This window comes from Bacillus fungorum, assembly GCF_002746455.1.
GTDB lineage: Bacteria > Bacillota > Bacilli > Bacillales > Bacillaceae_G > Bacillus_A > Bacillus_A fungorum.
Map to the genome: position 1 here is coordinate 85241 of NZ_NWUW01000013.1, position 19598 is coordinate 104838.

The 19598-nt window shown below is 34.9% G+C and carries 16 protein-coding genes, 3 pseudogenes, 1 riboswitch and 1 other annotated feature; of the genes and pseudogenes, 6 read left to right on the forward strand and 13 right to left on the reverse strand.

Annotated features, from left to right (window positions below; all coding sequences use genetic code 11):
• Positions 1–34: 34 nt before the first annotated feature.
• Positions 35–847 (reverse strand): polyphosphate kinase 2 family protein, encoded by an 813-nt coding sequence (locus CO726_RS18555; protein WP_099685234.1) that lies wholly within the window; start codon positions 845–847, stop codon positions 35–37.
• Positions 848–934: 87 nt separating this feature from the next.
• Positions 935–1126 (reverse strand): annotated as a pseudogene (locus CO726_RS18560) (carbon starvation CstA family protein); the annotation flags it as partial.
• A gap of 82 nt (positions 1127–1208) precedes the next feature.
• Between CO726_RS18560 and CO726_RS18565 the strand changes: the two are divergent.
• Positions 1209–1673, forward strand: a complete 465-nt coding sequence (locus CO726_RS18565; RefSeq protein WP_099685235.1) for a hypothetical protein — start codon at positions 1209–1211, stop codon at positions 1671–1673.
• Positions 1674–1692: 19 nt separating this feature from the next.
• Here the strand turns inward: CO726_RS18565 and CO726_RS18570 are convergent, their stop codons facing one another.
• Positions 1693–1971 carry a hypothetical protein gene (locus CO726_RS18570; protein ID WP_099685236.1) on the reverse strand — a complete coding sequence of 93 codons (279 nt, stop codon included), beginning with the start codon at positions 1969–1971 and terminating at the stop codon, positions 1693–1695.
• A gap of 28 nt (positions 1972–1999) precedes the next feature.
• Positions 2000–3262: pseudogene (locus CO726_RS18575) on the reverse strand (MFS transporter).
• Between the two features lie 130 nt (positions 3263–3392).
• Between CO726_RS18575 and CO726_RS18580 the strand changes: the two are divergent.
• On the forward strand, positions 3393–3926 hold the full coding sequence (locus CO726_RS18580) for a GNAT family N-acetyltransferase (RefSeq protein ID WP_099685237.1): 534 nt from the start codon (positions 3393–3395) through the stop codon (positions 3924–3926).
• Positions 3927–3962: 36 nt separating this feature from the next.
• Here CO726_RS18580 and CO726_RS18585 read toward each other — a convergent pair whose 3' ends face one another.
• Positions 3963–5375 carry an S-layer homology domain-containing protein gene (locus CO726_RS18585; protein WP_099685238.1) on the reverse strand — a complete coding sequence of 471 codons (1413 nt, stop codon included), beginning with the start codon at positions 5373–5375 and terminating at the stop codon, positions 3963–3965.
• 255 nt (positions 5376–5630) lie between these two features.
• Positions 5631–6875, reverse strand: coding sequence for an N-acetylmuramoyl-L-alanine amidase (locus CO726_RS18590; protein ID WP_099685239.1), 1245 nt, complete (start codon positions 6873–6875; stop codon positions 5631–5633).
• 325 nt (positions 6876–7200) lie between these two features.
• On the opposite strand from CO726_RS18590, the gene CO726_RS18600 reads away from it, so the two are divergent.
• Positions 7201–7686, forward strand: a complete 486-nt coding sequence (locus CO726_RS18600; protein ID WP_099685240.1) for an 8-oxo-dGTP diphosphatase — start codon at positions 7201–7203, stop codon at positions 7684–7686.
• Between the two features lie 28 nt (positions 7687–7714).
• Here CO726_RS18600 and CO726_RS18605 read toward each other — a convergent pair whose 3' ends face one another.
• The 3 genes from CO726_RS18605 to CO726_RS18615 are packed head-to-tail and all read right to left on the reverse strand — an operon-like array spanning position 7715 to position 10863.
• Positions 7715–9340: a YndJ family protein gene (locus tag CO726_RS18605; protein WP_099685241.1), complete on the reverse strand. Its 1626-nt coding sequence runs from the start codon at positions 9338–9340 to the stop codon at positions 7715–7717.
• Between the two features lie 5 nt (positions 9341–9345).
• Entirely contained in the window at positions 9346–9951 is a 606-nt protein-coding gene (locus tag CO726_RS18610; protein WP_099685242.1) for a DUF4166 domain-containing protein, read from the reverse strand.
• 3 nt (positions 9952–9954) lie between these two features.
• On the reverse strand, positions 9955–10863 hold the full coding sequence (locus CO726_RS18615; RefSeq protein WP_099685243.1) for a DoxX-like family protein: 909 nt from the start codon (positions 10861–10863) through the stop codon (positions 9955–9957).
• Between the two features lie 191 nt (positions 10864–11054).
• Positions 11055–11241: riboswitch (Lysine riboswitch) on the forward strand.
• A gap of 199 nt (positions 11242–11440) precedes the next feature.
• On the opposite strand from CO726_RS18615, the gene CO726_RS18625 reads away from it, so the two are divergent.
• Both CO726_RS18625 and CO726_RS18630 read left to right on the forward strand, forming a co-directional pair.
• The gene (locus CO726_RS18625; protein ID WP_099685244.1) at positions 11441–12670 is read left to right on the forward strand and encodes an aspartate kinase; all 1230 of its coding nucleotides are present in this window, start codon (positions 11441–11443) and stop codon (positions 12668–12670) included.
• A gap of 360 nt (positions 12671–13030) precedes the next feature.
• On the forward strand, positions 13031–13483 hold the full coding sequence (locus CO726_RS18630) for a VOC family protein (protein WP_099685245.1): 453 nt from the start codon (positions 13031–13033) through the stop codon (positions 13481–13483).
• 207 nt (positions 13484–13690) lie between these two features.
• Here CO726_RS18630 and CO726_RS18635 read toward each other — a convergent pair.
• The 3 genes and pseudogenes from CO726_RS18635 to CO726_RS31835 all read right to left on the reverse strand — a co-directional run bounded on the left by CO726_RS18635 (position 13691) and on the right by CO726_RS31835 (position 15884).
• Positions 13691–14129 (reverse strand): annotated as a pseudogene (locus CO726_RS18635) (helix-turn-helix domain-containing protein).
• Positions 14130–14266: 137 nt separating this feature from the next.
• Positions 14267–15250 (reverse strand): aspartate--ammonia ligase, encoded by a 984-nt coding sequence (gene asnA / locus CO726_RS18640; protein WP_099685247.1) that lies wholly within the window; start codon positions 15248–15250, stop codon positions 14267–14269.
• A gap of 70 nt (positions 15251–15320) precedes the next feature.
• Positions 15321–15579 (reverse strand) — a binding site (T-box leader).
• 131 nt (positions 15580–15710) lie between these two features.
• Positions 15711–15884, reverse strand: a complete 174-nt coding sequence (locus CO726_RS31835; RefSeq protein WP_099685249.1) for a hypothetical protein — start codon at positions 15882–15884, stop codon at positions 15711–15713.
• A gap of 101 nt (positions 15885–15985) precedes the next feature.
• Here CO726_RS31835 and CO726_RS18655 point away from each other — a divergent pair, with 101 nt between their 5' ends.
• Positions 15986–16120: a DUF3934 domain-containing protein gene (locus CO726_RS18655; protein ID WP_000047591.1), complete on the forward strand. Its 135-nt coding sequence runs from the start codon at positions 15986–15988 to the stop codon at positions 16118–16120.
• A gap of 249 nt (positions 16121–16369) precedes the next feature.
• Here the strand turns inward: CO726_RS18655 and CO726_RS18665 are convergent, their stop codons facing one another.
• Positions 16370–19576, reverse strand: a complete 3207-nt coding sequence (locus CO726_RS18665; protein ID WP_099685250.1) for a DEAD/DEAH box helicase — start codon at positions 19574–19576, stop codon at positions 16370–16372.
• Between the last annotated feature and the right edge of the window lie 22 nt (positions 19577–19598).

Here is a 19598-nt window from a genome sequence, read left to right on the forward strand (position 1 = left end):
GGCTCTACTTTATATTTCATATGCAAGTTTCGTACTATTTTACAACCACATCTTGATTAGTTTCAAAGGCTTCTGTATTTCCCTCTTTTATTTCATAATAGTACGAAGGTAATTCTATATTATGTTCTAAAAGGTAATCCTCAATTAATGAAATAATCACTTTCAACGTTTTCAAACGAGCGTATAATTTATCGTTACTTGCGATAATTTGCCATTTCGCATTTGGTTTATTCGTTTTTTCAAACATTTCCTCCATTGCTTCAACATACTCGTCCCATTTTTCACGATTACGCCAGTCTTCGTCTGTAATTTTCCATTTTTTCAAAGGATTTTTCTCTCTATCTTTAAACCTCTTTAACTGTTCATCTTTACTAATATGATAGAAAAACTTCCCAATTATATAATGGTCATCTGTTAATAGTTTTTCAAAGTCATTAATCTCATCATACGCTCTCGTCCACTCTTCCTTTGTAGCAAAACCTTCAACACGCTCAACTAACACACGGCCGTACCATGAGCGATCAAAAATAGTAATTTGCCCGTACTGAGGAAGTTTCCGCCAGAAACGTTGCAAGTAATGGTACCGTTTTTCATGAGGCGCTGGTGCTCCAATTGGATTTACTTGAAAACCACGCGGATCAAGGTGTTCCGTCACTCGTTTAATCGCTCCGCCTTTTCCAGCCGCATCCCAACCTTCCATAACGAGCATAACTGCGATTTTTTCTTCTTTTACAATTTGCTGCAACGCTAATAAGCGCCTTTGATATTTTTCAAGTTTCTTATTGTACTTAGATTTCGATTCAATTCTTTTTGTTACATCTACTTTAGCAAGATGTCCATTTTCCATAAAACAAATCCCCCTTGTTGTCTGACAATGCTATTTTAACATATCATTGGAAAAATTTCCTATTTAAAAAACTGTGTAGAAAAATCTCTACACAGCTTCCTTCTCTAATTGCACATCTACTTTAATATTCTCATTTTTATTTTTCACAGCTTTCATAAAGAATACAGCGGTTAATATAACCGTAATAACCGCACCTACAATATAAGATGTGTTCAACGGAATATTAAAACCAATTTTTGCATTTAAAATGTAAATTACATTCATGAGTGTCATACATATCACCTTACATTATATGGTATATCCTAACGTAAAGAGAAGATAATAATAAATAAATCCGTTACAGAATGGGAGTACTTTAAAGATGAAACGAAAAATATTTTCTCTCTTTGCACTAATATGTTTAGCACTACCAATACAAGCTAGTGCATACACATTTCAATCACTACCAATTGCGTCAAAGTCTAAACAGTGGTATATCGAAATTAACAAATTTCATAACGCAAACAAGCAAGCAGTGCAGTCACAACAGGGTGTATATGATACATATAGGTTACTCGTAAAAAACATCGGTAATGATGTATCAAACGTAGCTGTGGAAATACTTGATAACACTCCTACATCTAAAGCTACTTTTAATCCTACTACATTAAATAACAACGTTTCAAAAAATCATACAAGCTTGGACTACATGGTATTTCCATTAGACTTTAATAGCCATAATTTCAAAGTCGTCATTACTTGGGAAGAAAAGAATTTCTCTTACAACGGTCATCCAGTAAATGAAAGTAAAAAAATGAAACAAACATTTGTGTTTAATGAAGAGTAAGGCCTAATTTGATTAGGGCTTACTCTTTCCTTTTGAAACCAGCTTGTATCGCTTCTGTCACTTCTTTTGTGATTTCCAGTTCTGTTGCTGCCATACTAATTTTCTTGTGCCAAATATGTACAAAAGGCTTTTCATTATAAAGATGTTTTATTAATACTAGTTGATTATATGTGAGCTTGTTTTCTCTAGGGGTAGCAATATAGACTGTAAAGTTTCTCGCTTCAAAGACTTTTTCTTTCAAAGTGTATTGGTTTTCCAATTCCTTTACTACTATATGTTTCAAGTTTTCTATAGTCATATAAATCGTCCTCTTTCTCCTCATATCATCAATCCAATCGTCGAATACTCGGTACAGACAATGCTACTCCAATTGTTAAGATTACTAAAATTGCTAGTGTAATTATTGTTACCTCACCACCTATTACATTTGCTAACCAGCCAACAACTACATATCCTAATGGTAATAAAGCGAATGAACCTAACATATCAAGGCTTGCTACCCTCCCAAAGGCTTCTTCCGGTACAAGTTCTTGCAAACTTGTTTCCCAAATGAGTCCAAATATCATCATACCAAACCCTTCGATTGCCATTAATGCAATTAAAGCAGGCGCCCAAGTAATAAACGGCATCATTAAAAGCGCACAGCCACTTATTAAAACTCAACCATAGGCAAGTAATCCCCGCTTACGCCACCGCTCTTTCCCGCCAAATATTAGCGCGGCAATTACAGCTCCACCACCAGAAGATGCCATACCTAGTCCATACACGTAAGCTTCAAAATGATGATGAACATTAAACAACCATGGAATTAATACAACAATAATTCCTGCATAACAAATATTTATGAAAGAAAAGACTAAAATTGTAATCCATAACCACGGATGACTTTTTAGAACTAAAACCCCTTCCATAAACTCTTGTTTATAATCGACCTTACTCTTTTCAATAGGTTTTACTTTTTTAAACTTTATTTCTCTTAAAAATAATAAACATAAAAATGATAGCAAATACGTTACTGCATCCAGTCCAAACCCTATTCCAGCAGATGCAACTGAAACAATCAATCCTCCAAGAGCCGGTCCAATTAGTCGTATACCTTGATTACTCATTTGAGTTAATGCATTAGCTGCATTTCGAATTTCCGGTACAAATACTTTCGCTCTTACAGCCGCATATGCCGGCTGAAATATCCCTTCCATAAACCCATATAATGCTACGAGTACATATAGAAGTGGAATTGTTAAAACGTCCATAAATATAAGTGTTGCAAGTAATAGCGTTATTATGCAACGAATTATATCTGTAAATAACATTACTTTCACCCGATCAATTCGATCTACGACTAATCCAGCAAACGGTAACGCAAGAATATTAGGAAGCATGTACATCGCCATAGTCATCCCCATTACAACTGTTGAACCAGTTAATGAATACACAACGACTGGCAGTATCACCATCGTTATCGAACTACCTAAAGTCGAGAGTAATTGTCCAATCCATAAAAACTTAAAGTGTGGTGATACTTTCACTGGTAATAATAATTTACCGATATAACCTAGACTTTTCTCCTTTTGTAATTCTCCTTGCATGTCTCTCACCTCTTTTCAAATAGCTAAATCATCTAAAATAAATCTTTGAATTTTAATAATTTTCCATTTAATTATATATGAAATCATTAAATTTATGGTAATATTATCAAAAACACAAAGGAGACATTATATGAAAACAATTGAGACAGATAGACTCATACTACGCTCATTACAATTAGACGACGCTCTAGTAATCGAAAAATTAGCTGGCGATTATGATGTCGCTAAAACAACCCTATCTATTCCACACCCATATCCAAAAGGCTCTGCAAAAGATTTTATTACGCACATGCTACAAGCAGAAACTGATAAAAAAGTTGTAATTTTTTCTATATTAGGTAAGAATAATAAAGAATTATTAGGTGTGATTAATTTAAATTTAGATCCTATCCATAAACGTGGCGAACTGGCCTATTGGATTGGAAGACCTTATTGGGGAAATGGATTTGGTACTGAAGCGGCGAAAGCACTACTACACTATGGATTCAACGAGCTACATTTAAATAAAATATTCGCAGCAGCTTTTTCAAATAACCCTGGTTCATGGAGAATTATGGAGAAAATCGGAATGAAACATGAAGGAACGTTTAAACAACATGTTGTAAAATCTGGTGAATCTATGGATATTACATACTACGGAATATTACGTGATGAATATAAATAAAAAAGGTGTTTTCATAAATGAAAACACCTTTTTTATTTATAATTTTAAGTTCTTCTTCAATGTCCAATACTTTTCTTGAGCATTTTCAAATGAAAATTCTACAAAGCCGTTTGGATCTTCACGATATACATTTACTTTCTTACCATTTTCTAATTTTCCAACTTCATTTTGTGTAACATTTGGTACACTCTTAATTGTATAGCCAAATGGATATGGCACTTGATAGTAAGAGCCTACTAATTGAACAGTAGCTGTTGCATCTTTTGCATAATCTTTATATGGAATCGCTTCGCCTAATGTATTTACATTTAATGTATTAGGATTTTTCGGTAATCGTTTTACATTTTCATAATCTTTCTTGTTAAACGGCTTAATACGCTCCATAATATTAGCTATTTTGCCAGCCCATTCTTTATCTGTTGCATACTTAATATTCATAGCAGGTAATGTGTAACCATTGAAATGATTAGCACCTTCTTCTAAATAGTTCTTTCTTACATAATCAGCATTGTACGAAATACTTTGCCCGTACGATGGTAAATATTTTGCATATGCAAATGGATCCCAATCAAATGCCTTTAGCCCAAATAGATTATGTTTACGATATGCAATTTCTGATTTACCGTAACCAGATTCTAAGATTGCATGAGCAGCTAAATATAGTGCGCTCACACCGTACTCATTTTGTGCTTGAATAAAATCTTTTCCAGTTCCAATAAGAGGACTGTCAGGGTGAGATTTTTTTATGAAATTATCAATCTCTAGTGCCGTTATGTTAGATGGTAATGTCACATCTAGATTAATATACGATGGCTGTTCAACAGGAACATCATTTTTTATTTGCATCGCTTTATATAATAGTTGAGCATAACTTTCGCGTGTTAATACACCTGATGGGTCAAATCCTCCAAGGTTATTCCCTGCCGCTACACCATTAGATTGCAATGCACTAATTGCTTCTTTTGCCCACCAATGTGTTGCATCTATATCATTAAATGTATGTGGTGCCTTCACTTCTAATTTAAATGCTTTTTGCAAAATAACAGACATCTCAGCGCGAGTTAACGACTCTTTCGGTCTAAACGTCCCTTTACCATCACCTACGAAAATCCCCATATCTGTTAGTGCCAAAATTTCTTCTTGGAACATTGTCGTTCCTGCACTAATATCAGAATATGGATTTTTATAAGCGTTTTTTGCTTCTGGTTTTAACGCACGATACATTAATGCTGCTACTTGCTCACGAGTTACAACATCTCCAAAGCCAAATTTACCATTATCGTACCCTGCAATAACCCCTTTTGACGTTAAATCAGTAATCGCTTCAAGTGACCAATGATTTTTCGGAACGTCTGGAAATTCTTTTGTAGATGCAAACGAAGTTGCTGGAGCCATCACTACTTGAAGTGCGACTGTCACTGCTAACACATTAGAAATAACTTTTTTCATAAATTTTTTAACACGTTATGTATATGTTTGTCCCGTGTTAACTTGCCTCCCTTTATCGTATAATTTTCCCTATTAAACTAACAAACTCTTAATTAGTCAACAGTAAAAGTATACGTGATAAAAATAAACTAATCTACCATTATTTTATTCATAATCAGCATAATACGATATATCTTTTTATTCCGATACAAAATTACACAAACTTACAAAAAAAGCCCACCTCTATATAGATGATGGACTTAGCAATCAACATTGTTATTTCGTTAAACGAGATTTTGAAACATCAAAGCCTTTCCACTCATAATAATCTAAAATACCCGCATAAATTGCCTCAGCAGCAATTTGTCTTCCAGATTCTGAAGCTAACTTCTCATAATCCGTGCTGTTATCTAAGAATGCTAGTTCAGTTAATACTGCAGGCATCTCATTTTCTCTTAGTACATAAAAGTCTTCTGGTTTCACACCACGATCTCTTGTATCTAGAGCTTTAACTAATCTCTTTTGTATTTTATTGGCTAACATATAACTATCTTTTTCACGCTCAGTTAATTCTTTCTTTTCAGATCCTTTATAATAATAAGTTTCTGTTCCGTATCCATCATGATTTTGAGAAGCATTTGCATGGATACTTACAAAAATATCTCCATTATGTTCTTTCGCGAAATCCACACGATTTTTAAGGTCTTCACCTTGCTTTTCACCAAGACGGATATCTGTTTCACGCGTTAACATCACACGGAATGGAGTATTTTTCTCTAGTAAACTTTGTAATCTTTTAGATGTATCTAATACAATATCACTTTCATGTAACCCTTGTGTTGCCTTCCCAGGATCTGTTCCTCCATGACCAGGATCAATAATAATCACCTGTTCTACTAAAGGGTTACCTACTTTAAGTGAGTCCGCCTTTGCAATAAACTGCGCTGCTTCTGCTTTAGTTAGAATTTTTTTCGGCTCCCATTTGTCACCAGTCCCAACAGAAATCCCTAATTCAACTAGAATGTTAGCTTTTTCTTTACCCCAGTTTAATGTTTCTAAATCCTTGAATTTAGTTGCTGGAGTACCACTTACTTTAGACTCTAATTTGTAAGCTTCTACAAGAAGAGATGCCATTGAAACACGGTCGATTTTTCCATTTGGATCGAATACGCCTTCACCTTTACCCTTAACAACGCCAGCTTTTTCTACAGCTGCGATGAATGGAGTATACCATTGGTTTTGAGAATCACCGAAAGATGGTTTAGCATCTTTATCGAATGGTAAGTTTAAGATTTTAGCCATCATTGTAGCTGCTTCTGCACGAGTGATTTCTTTTCCAGGCTCGAACATTCCTTTCTCGTTACCTGTAACTGCGCCTTTATCTGCTAAATAGTTAATAGAATCTTCTGCCCAGTATTTAATCGGAACATCTGGAAACTTTTTTGTTTGTGCGAAACTACTAGATGAATAAGATAATATACTAGCTGCAATTACTCCTGCTGCGATTATTCTATTTTTCATAGAATATATTCCCCTCTCAAGTACAATGTTTTTATGTAACAGACTAATTATAGTTCTGAAAATTAATAATAGTCAATTGGTTTTTGTATAATTTTGTATTATTATTGTATTTTTTGGCATAAACAACTATAGTTAAAAACTATAAGATTCTTATTTTACCCCGCATTAACGGGCAGTAAGACCCCCACCTCAAAATTCAGCGAAAGCAAAGAAGTTAGATAGGGGATCAACTGCCCGTAAAAGCCCGATTGGTTCAACTAATAATCAGTGGGGATGAAGAACCCCCCACTGATTAAAGTTTCACTTTATAAGAGGAGAGATTCGTATGAGCAAGAATTGGAAAGATATAGAACATCGTATGTATACAATGTGTATGATTCAGCGGAATAACGAAGTATTGCTAATACAGCGCCCCGATCATCTAGGCTTCCCTGGTTACATCGCTCCTGGCGGTAAAGTAGATTTTCCAGAAAGTATCGTTCAAGCTGCTAAACGAGAAGTAAAAGAAGAAACTGGATTACTTGTTTCAAATTTAACTTTTAAGGGATTAGATGAATACGTAAATCCGAAAGAAAATGTTCGCTATATGGTTTTCAACTATTGGACAGATTCATTTGAAGGTGAGCTTCTTATGAACCCTCCTGAAGGTGAATTATTATGGGTACCAATCGATACAGCACTACATCTCCCTATGCAAGATTGGTTTAAAGAAAGATTTCCATTATTTTTTGAAAAAGGTACGTTTGAAATTCAACGTATTTGGGACAATGACTTAGATAAACAAGTTGCTATGACTATTACCCATACGTAAAAAAGCTTGGAATCTCTCCAAGCTTTTCTTACTTCTCCTCTATTTTCTTAATCTCATAATCAATTTCTAAAAACTTAACTCCGAATATCCACATTTTATGGTTAGCTTCTAACATTTGATTTGCACCCTCTTTAATAATAAACGTCTCAGCTAACGGTAAACGGATTGTAAAGAAACGAGTATGTAAATAGATCCCCTCATCTCCCTTACCATTTCTTCTCATCTTACTAGTAATAATTAAATTATTACTCTTATTACATAATTTCAAAATCCCCGTCATATTCGAATATGGTAAAGGCAATGCGATATTCATATATGTATCGCTCTTATATGTATGCATTGAATACAAGGCTAAAAAAATAGACTCCCCTGTTTCATTTTTTCTTAGCCAAGCCCTTACATTCTCTCTTCCATCCTTCTCATCCATTACCCCTATGATAGAGCCATGCATTGTTTCCCACTTGCCGCCCATTCCTAAATGTATTTGTCCTACACGCTTACTCATTTTCTCATAACAAAATGCGAACGGGCGGAACCAACGAGTCCATTTAATATGCGATTGTAACTTATACGCTGTTGTATTTTCATAAAAACGAATAATGCTTACAGGAATCTTCGCCGTATCAAATGCCTCACTATGAAAATCATTCATTTTATCAACTAAACCGTTGTACTCCTTGCTATCTATTACATTTCTGTTATGTAAAAATGCTTCACCAACTGTCGCCTTTCCTCTTAATCTACTCATTGGTTTGCCGTAATATTTATAGTTCGGAACACTCTTTTCAATCATCCAACCGACAAATGCCGGTAACGCTACTCCAATTCCATTAACAACACCGTGAATCCAAACCATTTGGGCAATTGTAATCGTCATTACATATTTCAAATTCCCATACGAATATATAAGTGAAAACATAATTGTTACCATGAGTGTACTAGACGATATGATCAGGAGAATCTTTGCGCTGATAGCATTAAATTTCGTGCGCCAAACATAAATCCCATAACCATAAATAGCGCATAAATATAGGAACACTGCAAAAAATTCAAATACCCTTGAGTACGTAATTCCAATCGCAACTGTCATCGGTGAAATGACTATAATAAACATAATTGCATCATATACTTTACTGCTCTTTTCTCTCTTCCGCCCTATTAAACCAGCTGATAATGGCAATAGAAACGCCGAATAATGAAAGTGTGCAGCTGTGAGTAAAACAATGTCAGAAGTAAACTGCATAATCGAAATCTTTGCTACAGAAGCAAAAAACCAGAATCCACCTAAAAACAAATAAATAAACGCACTATCAATAGCCGTTTCTTCTAACGGTTTCCATCCTCTTTCTAGTAATCTATTTATACCAAATAACGCAACGACCCCCGTATATACAAACCAAATTATCGCAAAGATATATTGATTTGTTACAAAAGCTAACATTGCACAAATCGCTGCTATTGGATATAAAAACGATACGGATTTATAAAATAATACATATGATCCATTTCTTGCTCTTTTATCAATAATACAAAAAGACATTGGTATACATAACAAAATAGATAATAATATAATTGCTTCAACAGGATTTACATCGGGCCACTCACATATTAGAAAAACAATATAACAAGCAAGACCAAATATTATATTTCTCATATCGTTTATTTCCTTTCCACAAACGTTCCCTTATATGAAAATAGCGAACCCATTAACGGATTTCGTACTTGTACATGAATTCGAAAACATTGTAGTTCCTCATCATAACTTTCAACAATTTTTGCTTCCCCATATAAAAACCTAGGTAACGGTACTTTTATTCTAAACATATAAAACCATTGTTTCTTCGAAGAAATATGCATTGCTCCCATCTCATCAATATGAAAATTTAATGTAGAGACAAGTAAATGTGGTTCACCAAAATAATCTACAATTTCATTTTTATCAAGTTTCATTACCGCATTAAAATATCTTTCCTTATCATGAAAATAAAAAGTACGATTCCACCGCACAAGTTCATTTCCATGTTCATCTCGCTCAGCGGTATTATGTATTGTAAATGGTACTTCCTTCCCCCGCTCAGAGAAAAACATACGAAACTTCGATGCAATCTTTAAAATCAATTTAACAAGAAAAGAGCCACCGTAAATTTCATCCATCTTTCCTTCTCCAATAAAGCTAGTTTCTTCTGTAATCTCATAGCGTTTCTGTAATTTTGGATGTAGTTTTTTATAAGAATCCCCTAATAGTCTTTCATAAATATTAGTCATACATTATCCCTTTCTCTTCCTCTTGCAATTTTTTGCGCTTGGCAAATTAGTGCTATTTATATAACCGACAATCGATAACCCCATTAGTAGAATGTTTAATGTAATTGGATTAAACGGCTCTGTAAAACTTGTGATATTCGTAAATTCTGCCGCTATCGTTAAGGCTATTAACATAAAAACATGTACTATAAATACTTTTCGTTTTGGAAATGGAAGTAACCATACGACTCCAAAAATCACTTCTAACAGCCCAATTATTTTAAGAATAAAAATACTATTTTCAGTTGAACCAATTATGACCGAAAGCATTTTCACTTCTTCTGGATGGGTAAAGATTATTTTCGGTACAATCCCTTGATATAGCCATACAAAAGCGAATAAAAAACATACGAGCCAATATGTCATTGTTCTTCTCATTAGCAACCTAGGATGAAGCCCCTTTTCTAACCATAATTTTAAAGCATCAAAACTCCAAGCAGTCGCAGAGCCTAATAAAGGCCGAAAAATATAGAAATCTATTACATTCCCTATACGACCAAACCTCGTATCATAATCATATTGCGTCTCAAAATGAATGTGTTCTTTACGGGGTGTATACTTCCAATAACCACGCCCTATTTGAATAAGAGATAATGTATTATCCGTCCAAAATTTCAAAGAAGAAATCCGTTCTCCTGTTTCTTTTCTTATTTCACCTATCGATTCCCCTTCCCCAGCTATTTCAAGTCCAAATCCAATCTTTGTTTTATATAAAAACTTCTGTGGTTCTCCTTCTTTTTTCTCTAAATACGAAATTTCAGTAAAGCGAGCATCCCATTCTGTATGTATATGTGGTTCTTGCGTGTATTCCCATAATTTCTCCATTGTTGTGTTCATTTCTGTCGAAACATAAATAGGCTTTTTCCCCTTCATTCTTCCACCTCCAATGCATTATAAGTTTAATGTACATGCATTGGATTTATTTTGCTACATTTTTCACAAACTTTCTAAGAAAAAGAAAGAATTTTTAAAATATATATAAAACACTTGATTCCCCGAAAAATTTAAATTATTATAAAACAAATGTTACCAACAACTTCATAAATCAAACACTCTCGCCTAAAACGTGAGATAGAGGTTGCGATACTTATGAGTATTCTAATGGAGACACAGAGATGTCTATGAAATTAGATGAAAGGAAGTATTGCCGAAATCGATATATTTCTCTGTATGTATCGATTGGGGCTGTTTTCGAATAGAAACAGAACTGTCATATGTACAGACGTGTATGTATGAAGAGCTATCTACAAAAAAGAGATACCATTTTTATGGTATTCCTTTTTTGGCGGTTTTTTTATTAGCTCCGTTTTCTGTTTCCCTTTTCCTGTAACAGCACCATCCTCACTTATTTGAGATGGTGTTTTTTGTTTTTCTCTGGTAGCTACAGGAATATTGGGATTTATATATGTCCTAATCTATTCTTAAAAATGGATGAAAGAAGGAATTCGTAATGGAAACGATTGTACAAAAATTTGGTGGCACTTCTGTCGGAAGTGTTGAGCGTATTCAACATGTAGCAAATTTAATTATTGAAGAATATGAACGAGGACATAGTATCGTCACTGTCGTTTCGGCAATGGGAAAAAGTACAGATGAACTTGTAGCACTTGCTAACGCTATTACAGAAAATCCGAGTAAACGTGAAATGGATATGCTTCTATCAACAGGAGAGCAAGTGACTATTTCATTATTAACGATGGCATTACAAGCAAAAGGTTATAACGCGATTTCATTAACAGGATGGCAAGCTGGTATTACGACAGAATCTGTACATAATAGTGCACGGATTACTGACATTCATACGGATCGAATTCAGTCTTACCTTACTAAAGGTACCATTGTTATTGTAGCTGGTTTCCAAGGAGTCAGTAAAGATCTTGAAATTACAACGCTTGGACGAGGCGGTTCTGATACAACTGCGGTTGCATTAGCTGCTGCACTGAAAGCTAAAAAATGTGATATTTACACAGATGTGACAGGCGTATATACGACGGATCCACGAGTTGTAAAAGATGCTTATAAATTAGATGAAATTTCTTATGACGAAATGTTAGAACTTGCAAACCTCGGTGCTGGTGTATTACACCCGCGTGCTGTTGAGTTTGCTAAAAATCATAATGTCATTTTAGAAGTTCGCTCAAGTATGGAACAAGAAAATGGAACAAGTGTAAAAGGAGAATGTAACATGGAAAAACAATCAATCGTTAAAGGTATTGCATTTGAAGATAATATTACACGCATCACAGTGAAAGGATTGGAACAAGGCTCACTTTCAACTGTTTTCTCTACATTAGCAGCGGCACATATTAATGTAGATATTATCATTCAAAGTATTACAAATGAAGGAACTGTTCACCTCTGCTTCTCGATTCACTCAAATGATTTAAGAGAAACTTTAGAAGTATTAGAGCAAAATCAAGAAGCACTTCTCTATGAATCTGTAGAACATGAAAATCACTTAGCAAAAGTATCAATCGTAGGATCTGGTATGGTATCTAATCCTGGTGTCGCTGCGAATATGTTCACTACTTTAAAAGAAGAAGATATTCATATTAAAATGGTAAGTACATCAGAAATTAAAGTGTCTGTCGTTATTGACCGCCTTCATTTAGTAACAGGTGTTGAGGCGCTGCATCAATCATTTATGGCGAAAGTTGTGCCTTTAGTACAAATGAGTTAATTTTCACCGGTAAAACTTTAAACAAATTATATGAATCTATTTCCTTCCTATATAAATAGAAAGCTGTTTGCATTGTATGACAAGAAAGTTATTTACATTAAAATAAAGTCATTTAAAAAATATAAGTCATTCTATTCAACAATCGGACCATTTAATGACTTACAAGGTAGAAATATTTTGTGGGGAAGTCCCAGTATTGTTTGTTAACAAGATACTATATGACATACTTAAAAACAGCTTGTCACATTTCCCTATACTGTGACAAGCTGTTTTTTATTTAGAAGGAGTTTGTAACCTTTTAATAGTATAATTATGGAGATAATTAGAAAACACACTTTTACATATAAGGAGATACAGACAATGACAAAAAACAAATTACTCAGAATGGACAATGTCAGCATCGTTGTAGAATCCCTTGATGACGCAATCTCTTTCTTCGAAGAGATTGGTTTGAAACTCGAAGGGAGAGCCACTGTCGAAGGTGAATGGGCTGGTCGCGTAACCGGACTCGGTTCTCAGTGCGTAGAGATTGCTATGATGGTTACGCCAGATGGCCATAGCCGAATTGAACTTTCGCGATTTCTCACCCCACCTACTATAGCAGATCACCGGACAGCTCCTGTAAACACACTCGGTTATTTGCGCGTCATGTTCACCGTTGAAGACGTTGACGAAATGGTGTCCAGGCTGACTAAGCATGGTGCAGAGCTCGTTGGCGAAGTAGTTCAGTACGAGAACTCATACCGGCTCTGCTACATTCGAGGAACCGAAGGCATTTTAATCGGTTTAGCGGAAGAACTCGGTAATAAATAAGTAATGTTTTATAAGAAGTCTTTACTAAAGTAAAAATATTTGAAAGAAATTCTCGCTTCATAAAACTTAGATTTTGAACCCCGTCCTAGCTTGAGAACGGGGTTATGCTTGTTTGAACTTTTTAACACACTATCAATATCCTTAAATCATTATAAAACAATTCAATTACTTCTTTTACTCTTTCCTAGGAAATATAACTGATTCTTCTCACTTCTTATCATATATATCTTTTCTTTTAAAAAACGATCTGAACTCATTCAAAATAACTTTCTTCAAGTCAGAGTAAAAGACTATCATGAATAGCGCTATTCCTAATAAGATTTCTTGCATTCCTTCATAATCAACGAAAGCACTTAAAACTAGCAAACCACATCCAATATAAAAACCAAATTCATTTCCTTTCTCAAAATCCTCATCTTCTGCATCACTATGTATTTTCTTTTTGAAATCTTGATTCCCTTTTATCAACTCATCTAGCGTAACATTATACATTTCGCTCAGTAAAATTAAATTATCAATATCAGGATAACTTTTATCATTTTCCCATTTATATACCGCCTGCCTCGTCACACCAATCTTTTTAGCAACATCCTCTTGTGAAAATCCCTTTGACTCTCTTAGTTTTTAACTGCTCTCCTAAGCTCATAACATCCCCTCCTTTAACAAATTATGAGATAATGGGAGATGAAAAAGAAAGAAACTATTGGTAAAACCCGCTGTAAACCACTCGTTTACACAATAAAAAGAGAGGATAACTCTTTGAGTTATCCTCTCTTACTTCTATTAAAACAGATGAATGTTTTCTTTCTTGCAAGCTTCACGTAAATCATCAGGCCATACAGAAGATTGAACTTCACCAATATGTGCTTTACGTAAGAAGTACATGCACATTCTCGATTGTCCGATACCACCGCCAATTGTCAATGGTAGTACGTCTTCTAAAATGCCTTTATGGAAATCATACTCACGTTTGAAGTCCTCACCTGTTTTCGTTAACTGGTCATCAAGTGATTTACTATCAACACGAATTCCCATTGATGATAATTCAAATGAAGATTGTAGTACTGGGTGCCAGAATAAAATATCACCGTTTAATTTCCAATCATCATAATCAGCTGCGCGTCCATCATGCTTTTCACCTGAACGAAGTGCATCACCAATTCCGATAATGAAGACTGCACCGTGTTCTTTCGCAATTGCGTGTTCACGATCTTTCGGCGTTAATTCTGGATATTTATCTTCTAGTTCTTGAGAAGTAATGAACACGATTTCTTCTGGTAAATATTTTCCGAGAAATGGATATTTTTCAAATAAGTGATCTTCTAAATCTTTGAATATTCCATAAATTGTTTGTACTGTATTTTGTAAGTAATCTACAGTACGCCATTCTTTTTGAACAATTTTTTCCCAATCCCATTGGTCAACGTAAATGGAATGTGTTGCATCAAGTTCTTCATCACGACGGATCGCGTTCATGTTTGTATATAAACCTTCACCAGCTTCATATCCATATTCATGCAGTGCAAATCGTTTCCACTTCGCTAGTGAATGAACAATTTCTAATTCTTCTCCTGAATGTAACATATCAAATTCAATTGGACGTTCTACACCGTTTAGGTGATCGTTTAATCCTGATTTTTTTGTTACGAATAATGGTGCGGATACGCGGAATAGTTCAAGGCGTTTTGCTAATTGATCCTCGAAAAATGTTTTAACTTCCTTAATTGCGATTTGAGTCTCTCTTACTGTCATTAATGATTGATACATGGTGGTTTCCTCCTAAAATGTTTGGATGTTGTGAAAAGAAGCCAACAAAAAAAGCCCTTCTTCCCCAAAAAACTGGGACGAAAGGCTTTGGTTCCGCGGTACCACCCAAATTAGCAACAGAGGTTGCTCACTTATACAGTACGGAGATGAAATATCTCGATACTGTTCTTCTTGTAACGGCGAAGTTCCCGGCTAAGTCTACTTTCCTGTAAAGGATTTCGGTTAGCAACTCCAGGAGGTTCTTCATAATAGGCTTCGTATCAGGCTCACACCACCCCTGACTCGCTTAGACTACGTCCTACTACTACTCGTCCTTTCATAGTCGTTTTGTTGTCACATCTCTGAAACATTTTATTAATGATTATTCTATACAAAAAATAAAGAAAGTCAACAAAAAGTTTTAAAATATTTTTCAATTCTTTATTTTTCGGCTTAATTGATTGTTTTCAATATAACATCTTCACTTCTTTTGCCTCGTCAATCCAAAAAACGTTTCACTAATCGAAACTAACGTATAAACAATAATTAATGTAATCGTTCGAAATATAGAATCGGCAGTATTTCGTATTATTTTCATTTTCTTTGTAATTCCTTTCAGTTTACTTGCAAATTCATGATATACTATAGCATTCAAGCAGTTTGTTTTTCCTTAAAGCAAACATAGTCATTTATAAAGAGTATTTTCTAAATCATTGACTATTATCAAATTAGATTTTTATATAACGGAGTGATCATATGAGTAAAACGAAAGCAAAACCGAAAAAAGGTGTAGGACAAGGTACAGGAAGTAAAGGGTGGAACCGTTGGCAATCAAGTGCAAAGAAAAAGAAAGCTGCAAAGCCATACAAAAGTAAAGGTACAAAGAAATAATCTAAATAATATTTGATTTCTTTACTCTGTACAAAACAAAATATAATTATTACAACAAGAAAGCTATGCCCTCATACATTTGAAGGCATAGCTTTTTTATCCCGCATTAACGGGCAGTAAGACCCCCACCTCAAAATTCAGCGAGAGCAAAGAAGTTAGATGGGGGATCAACTGTCCGTAAAAGCCCGATTGGTTCAACTAATAATCAGTGGGGGATGAATCCCCCACTGATTAAAGTTTCACTTTATATTAGATCATTAAAATATCTCGAATTTCTTCCTCCGTGATGGATGATAATTTCTCTTCTCCCGGCTCAATCACTTCAGCGATTAAATTTTTCTTACTCTCTTGCAGTTCATGCATTTTTTCCTCAATTGTTCCGTGAGCCACTAACTTAATAACTTGTACCGTATTTTTTTGTCCCATTCGATATGCCCTATCGGCTGCTTGTTGTTCAACAGCTGGATTCCACCATAAATCGTATAATATAACCGTATCGGCCCCTGTTAAGTTAAGACCCGTACCACCAGCTTTTAAAGAAATAAGAAATAGATCCCCTTCTCCTTCGTTAAACCGATTACATAGCTCTACTCGTTCTTGAGAAGGTGTATTTCCGTCTAAATAAAAGTATGGAATCGCTTGACGATTTAACTCACGACCAATAATGGACAGCATCTTCGTAAATTGAGAAAAGATTAAAATTCTCTTACCAGTACTTCTACATTCCTCTAGTATCTCTAGCAGTTGCTCAAATTTAGCCGAACTCCCCTTGTAATCATCAACGAATAAAGCGGGATGATTACAAATTTGTCGCAATCTCGTTAAGCCAGCTAATATTCTAATTTTATTTTTACGTAACGTATCTTTATCTAAATGCTTTAGCGTTTCTTCCCTTAACTTCGCTAAATAAGCAGCATATAGTCTCTTTTGATCTGGTAATAATTCCGATGACTGTAAGTGCTCTATTTTATCTGGAAGCTCCTGTAATACGTCCCCTTTTAATCGTCTTAATACGAAAGGTTTTACGCGCTTCGCAATATCTTCACGCCTTAAATCACCGAATTCTTTTCTTCCTGGTAATAATTCTGGAAATACGACATGAAATATAGACCATAGCTCTTCTAATGAATTTTCTACAGGCGTTCCCGTTAGTCCGAAACGATATTCAGCTTGAATTGTTTTCACTGCTCTTGCAGTTTGCGTTGTAGGATTTTTAAACGCCTGTGCTTCATCAAGAAATAGTGTATGAAATGGCCTCGCATACGATCTTATATCTCTCCTCAGTAATGGATATGACGTAATTACGACATCAAATTCCGCTACGTCTTTTAAGATTTTTCGGCGCTCTATTTGATTTCCATCTGCAATAACCGCTCTAATATGCGGGGCGAATTTTTTCAATTCACTAAACCAATTATAAACAAGCGAGGACGGTGAAACGACTAATATAGGCATTTTCTTCTCTCTAATTTCAGGCAAAACAGAATCTATAAAAGCGATGCTTTGCAGCGTTTTTCCAAGTCCCATATCATCTGCTAAAATACCGCCAAAACGGTAATAGGCGAGTGTTTTCATCCACTCGAATCCGTATACTTGATACTCTCTCATTACAGCATTTAAAGTTTGCGGCACTGTAAACTTTAATTTCTTCGGGTTTTGAATGCTTTCAACTAAATCTTGAACAGACTCATCTAAACTTAAAACATTACCTTCGTGAAGTCCGTTCATCCATTTCACACTCCGGATAAGCGGAACATTTACTTCTTCCCCATGTAAAAATTCTTTTCGAATACCTGATTCTTTTACAAACTGATTAATTTCATTAAACTCTTTGCTCTCTAGTGATAATAAAGAACCATTCGCTAATCGGTAATATTTACGTTTCTCTTCAAGAGCCACTAATACACCTTTAATTTCCGCTTCCGGTATTCCTTTTATATCAAAACGAAATGACAACCAATCAATTCTTTCTTTTCTTCTTACTCTAATAAGAGGCGCTGTATCCCCTTTATGAATGCGTAATTTAATTGCTGTCGTCGCATAAATATCGACTAAGCCTTTTAACGTTGGAACGACATGATATAAAAAATTATACTCAGCCTTTTCATTATGCATAAAGTAACCACCTTCTGTTTTCGCGAAGGCACTTTCACTCATAATGTCTAAAATTTCTTTCTCCTTTTTTTCATCACGATTAAAAACAGACGGCTGCCCATCTTCTTCTAGCGGATTAATCACGACGTTTCCATAATGGAATTCGAGACCTGCTAACAAACGATTTTTCACGCGATCTAAATACAATTTCGCTTTTAGCGACGGCGTTTCAACACGATCTGATATTATATCATCAATGCGAACAGTTCCAAGTTTCATTAATCCTGGTACAACTTTCGCTACGAAATGTTCCATCTTATTTTCAGGAATATAAAACTGATTACTATTTGAGCGACTCATCATCTTTTGTAGTTCAATAAGTCTCATACAATCTTCCATAGGTAAATGATATAATTTCCCATCGTAAAGAGCGTTGTTATACATTTCCATAACTTGAACACGATTTAGGCCGTCTATATGAAGTGTAAACCCACCATTATTTCCTTTCGTAAACTCAAAATGTAATGGCAATAAACCTTTTGACATTTGTAACCCATGAAACAGTTGCTCATTTTGTTTCAGCTGTACATACTCGGCTCTAGAAAGTGAAGAGAGCATATCTTCCCACGAAGCTGGCGGTATGAATATCATACTTTCATCTTGTTTCGCATGTACTTCTAACGCATCTTCATACATTTTTTCATTATGATACATTTTAATAAGCTGTTGAATAACCGCATCCGTTTCTTGCCTGAAGCTATGTATATCTGGTGTGTATGTAAATTCATTAGAACAATGAAAAGCCTCTCTTTTCTCCACTTTAGAAAGAAATTCTCTAATATGATTTATAAAATATGTTTTCGCAAGTTTTAACTGAATTCCAAGAAGGGCACCGCCGCTTTTCGTCGCTACTGGTGAACATATAAACGCAATATCTAATATTTCACGTGTATCAAAACGGTGTTGTTTACTTTTGGGTCGCAGTGGTTTTTCTGCAAACAACTGAAACATCCCGCTCGTTAATGGATCATTTTCGCCCATATTTTCACTACTAGCAGGGAGCATGCCGCTCGTTTGCTGATTATAATTTATTTGTATAAGTACGGCCGCAACATGTTGACAGTACGTTTGAAAAGATGCTAATGAAGGACAACTACATCTCGCAACAACATCACCTTTTTTAGCTTTTTCTACTGTAACATGAAAATCTTCATTTCCTTTTACCGTCGCCTCACAAATTTCTTTAGTTTCATCATAATGATTCACGATTACTTTATTTGCTTTATAATAAGCTTCTCCTCTTTTATATGAGGTCTCTCCGCATACTTCTTTTATAATCGATTTATTTAATGCAAAACCCATTTTTTACACTTCCTTAATTTAA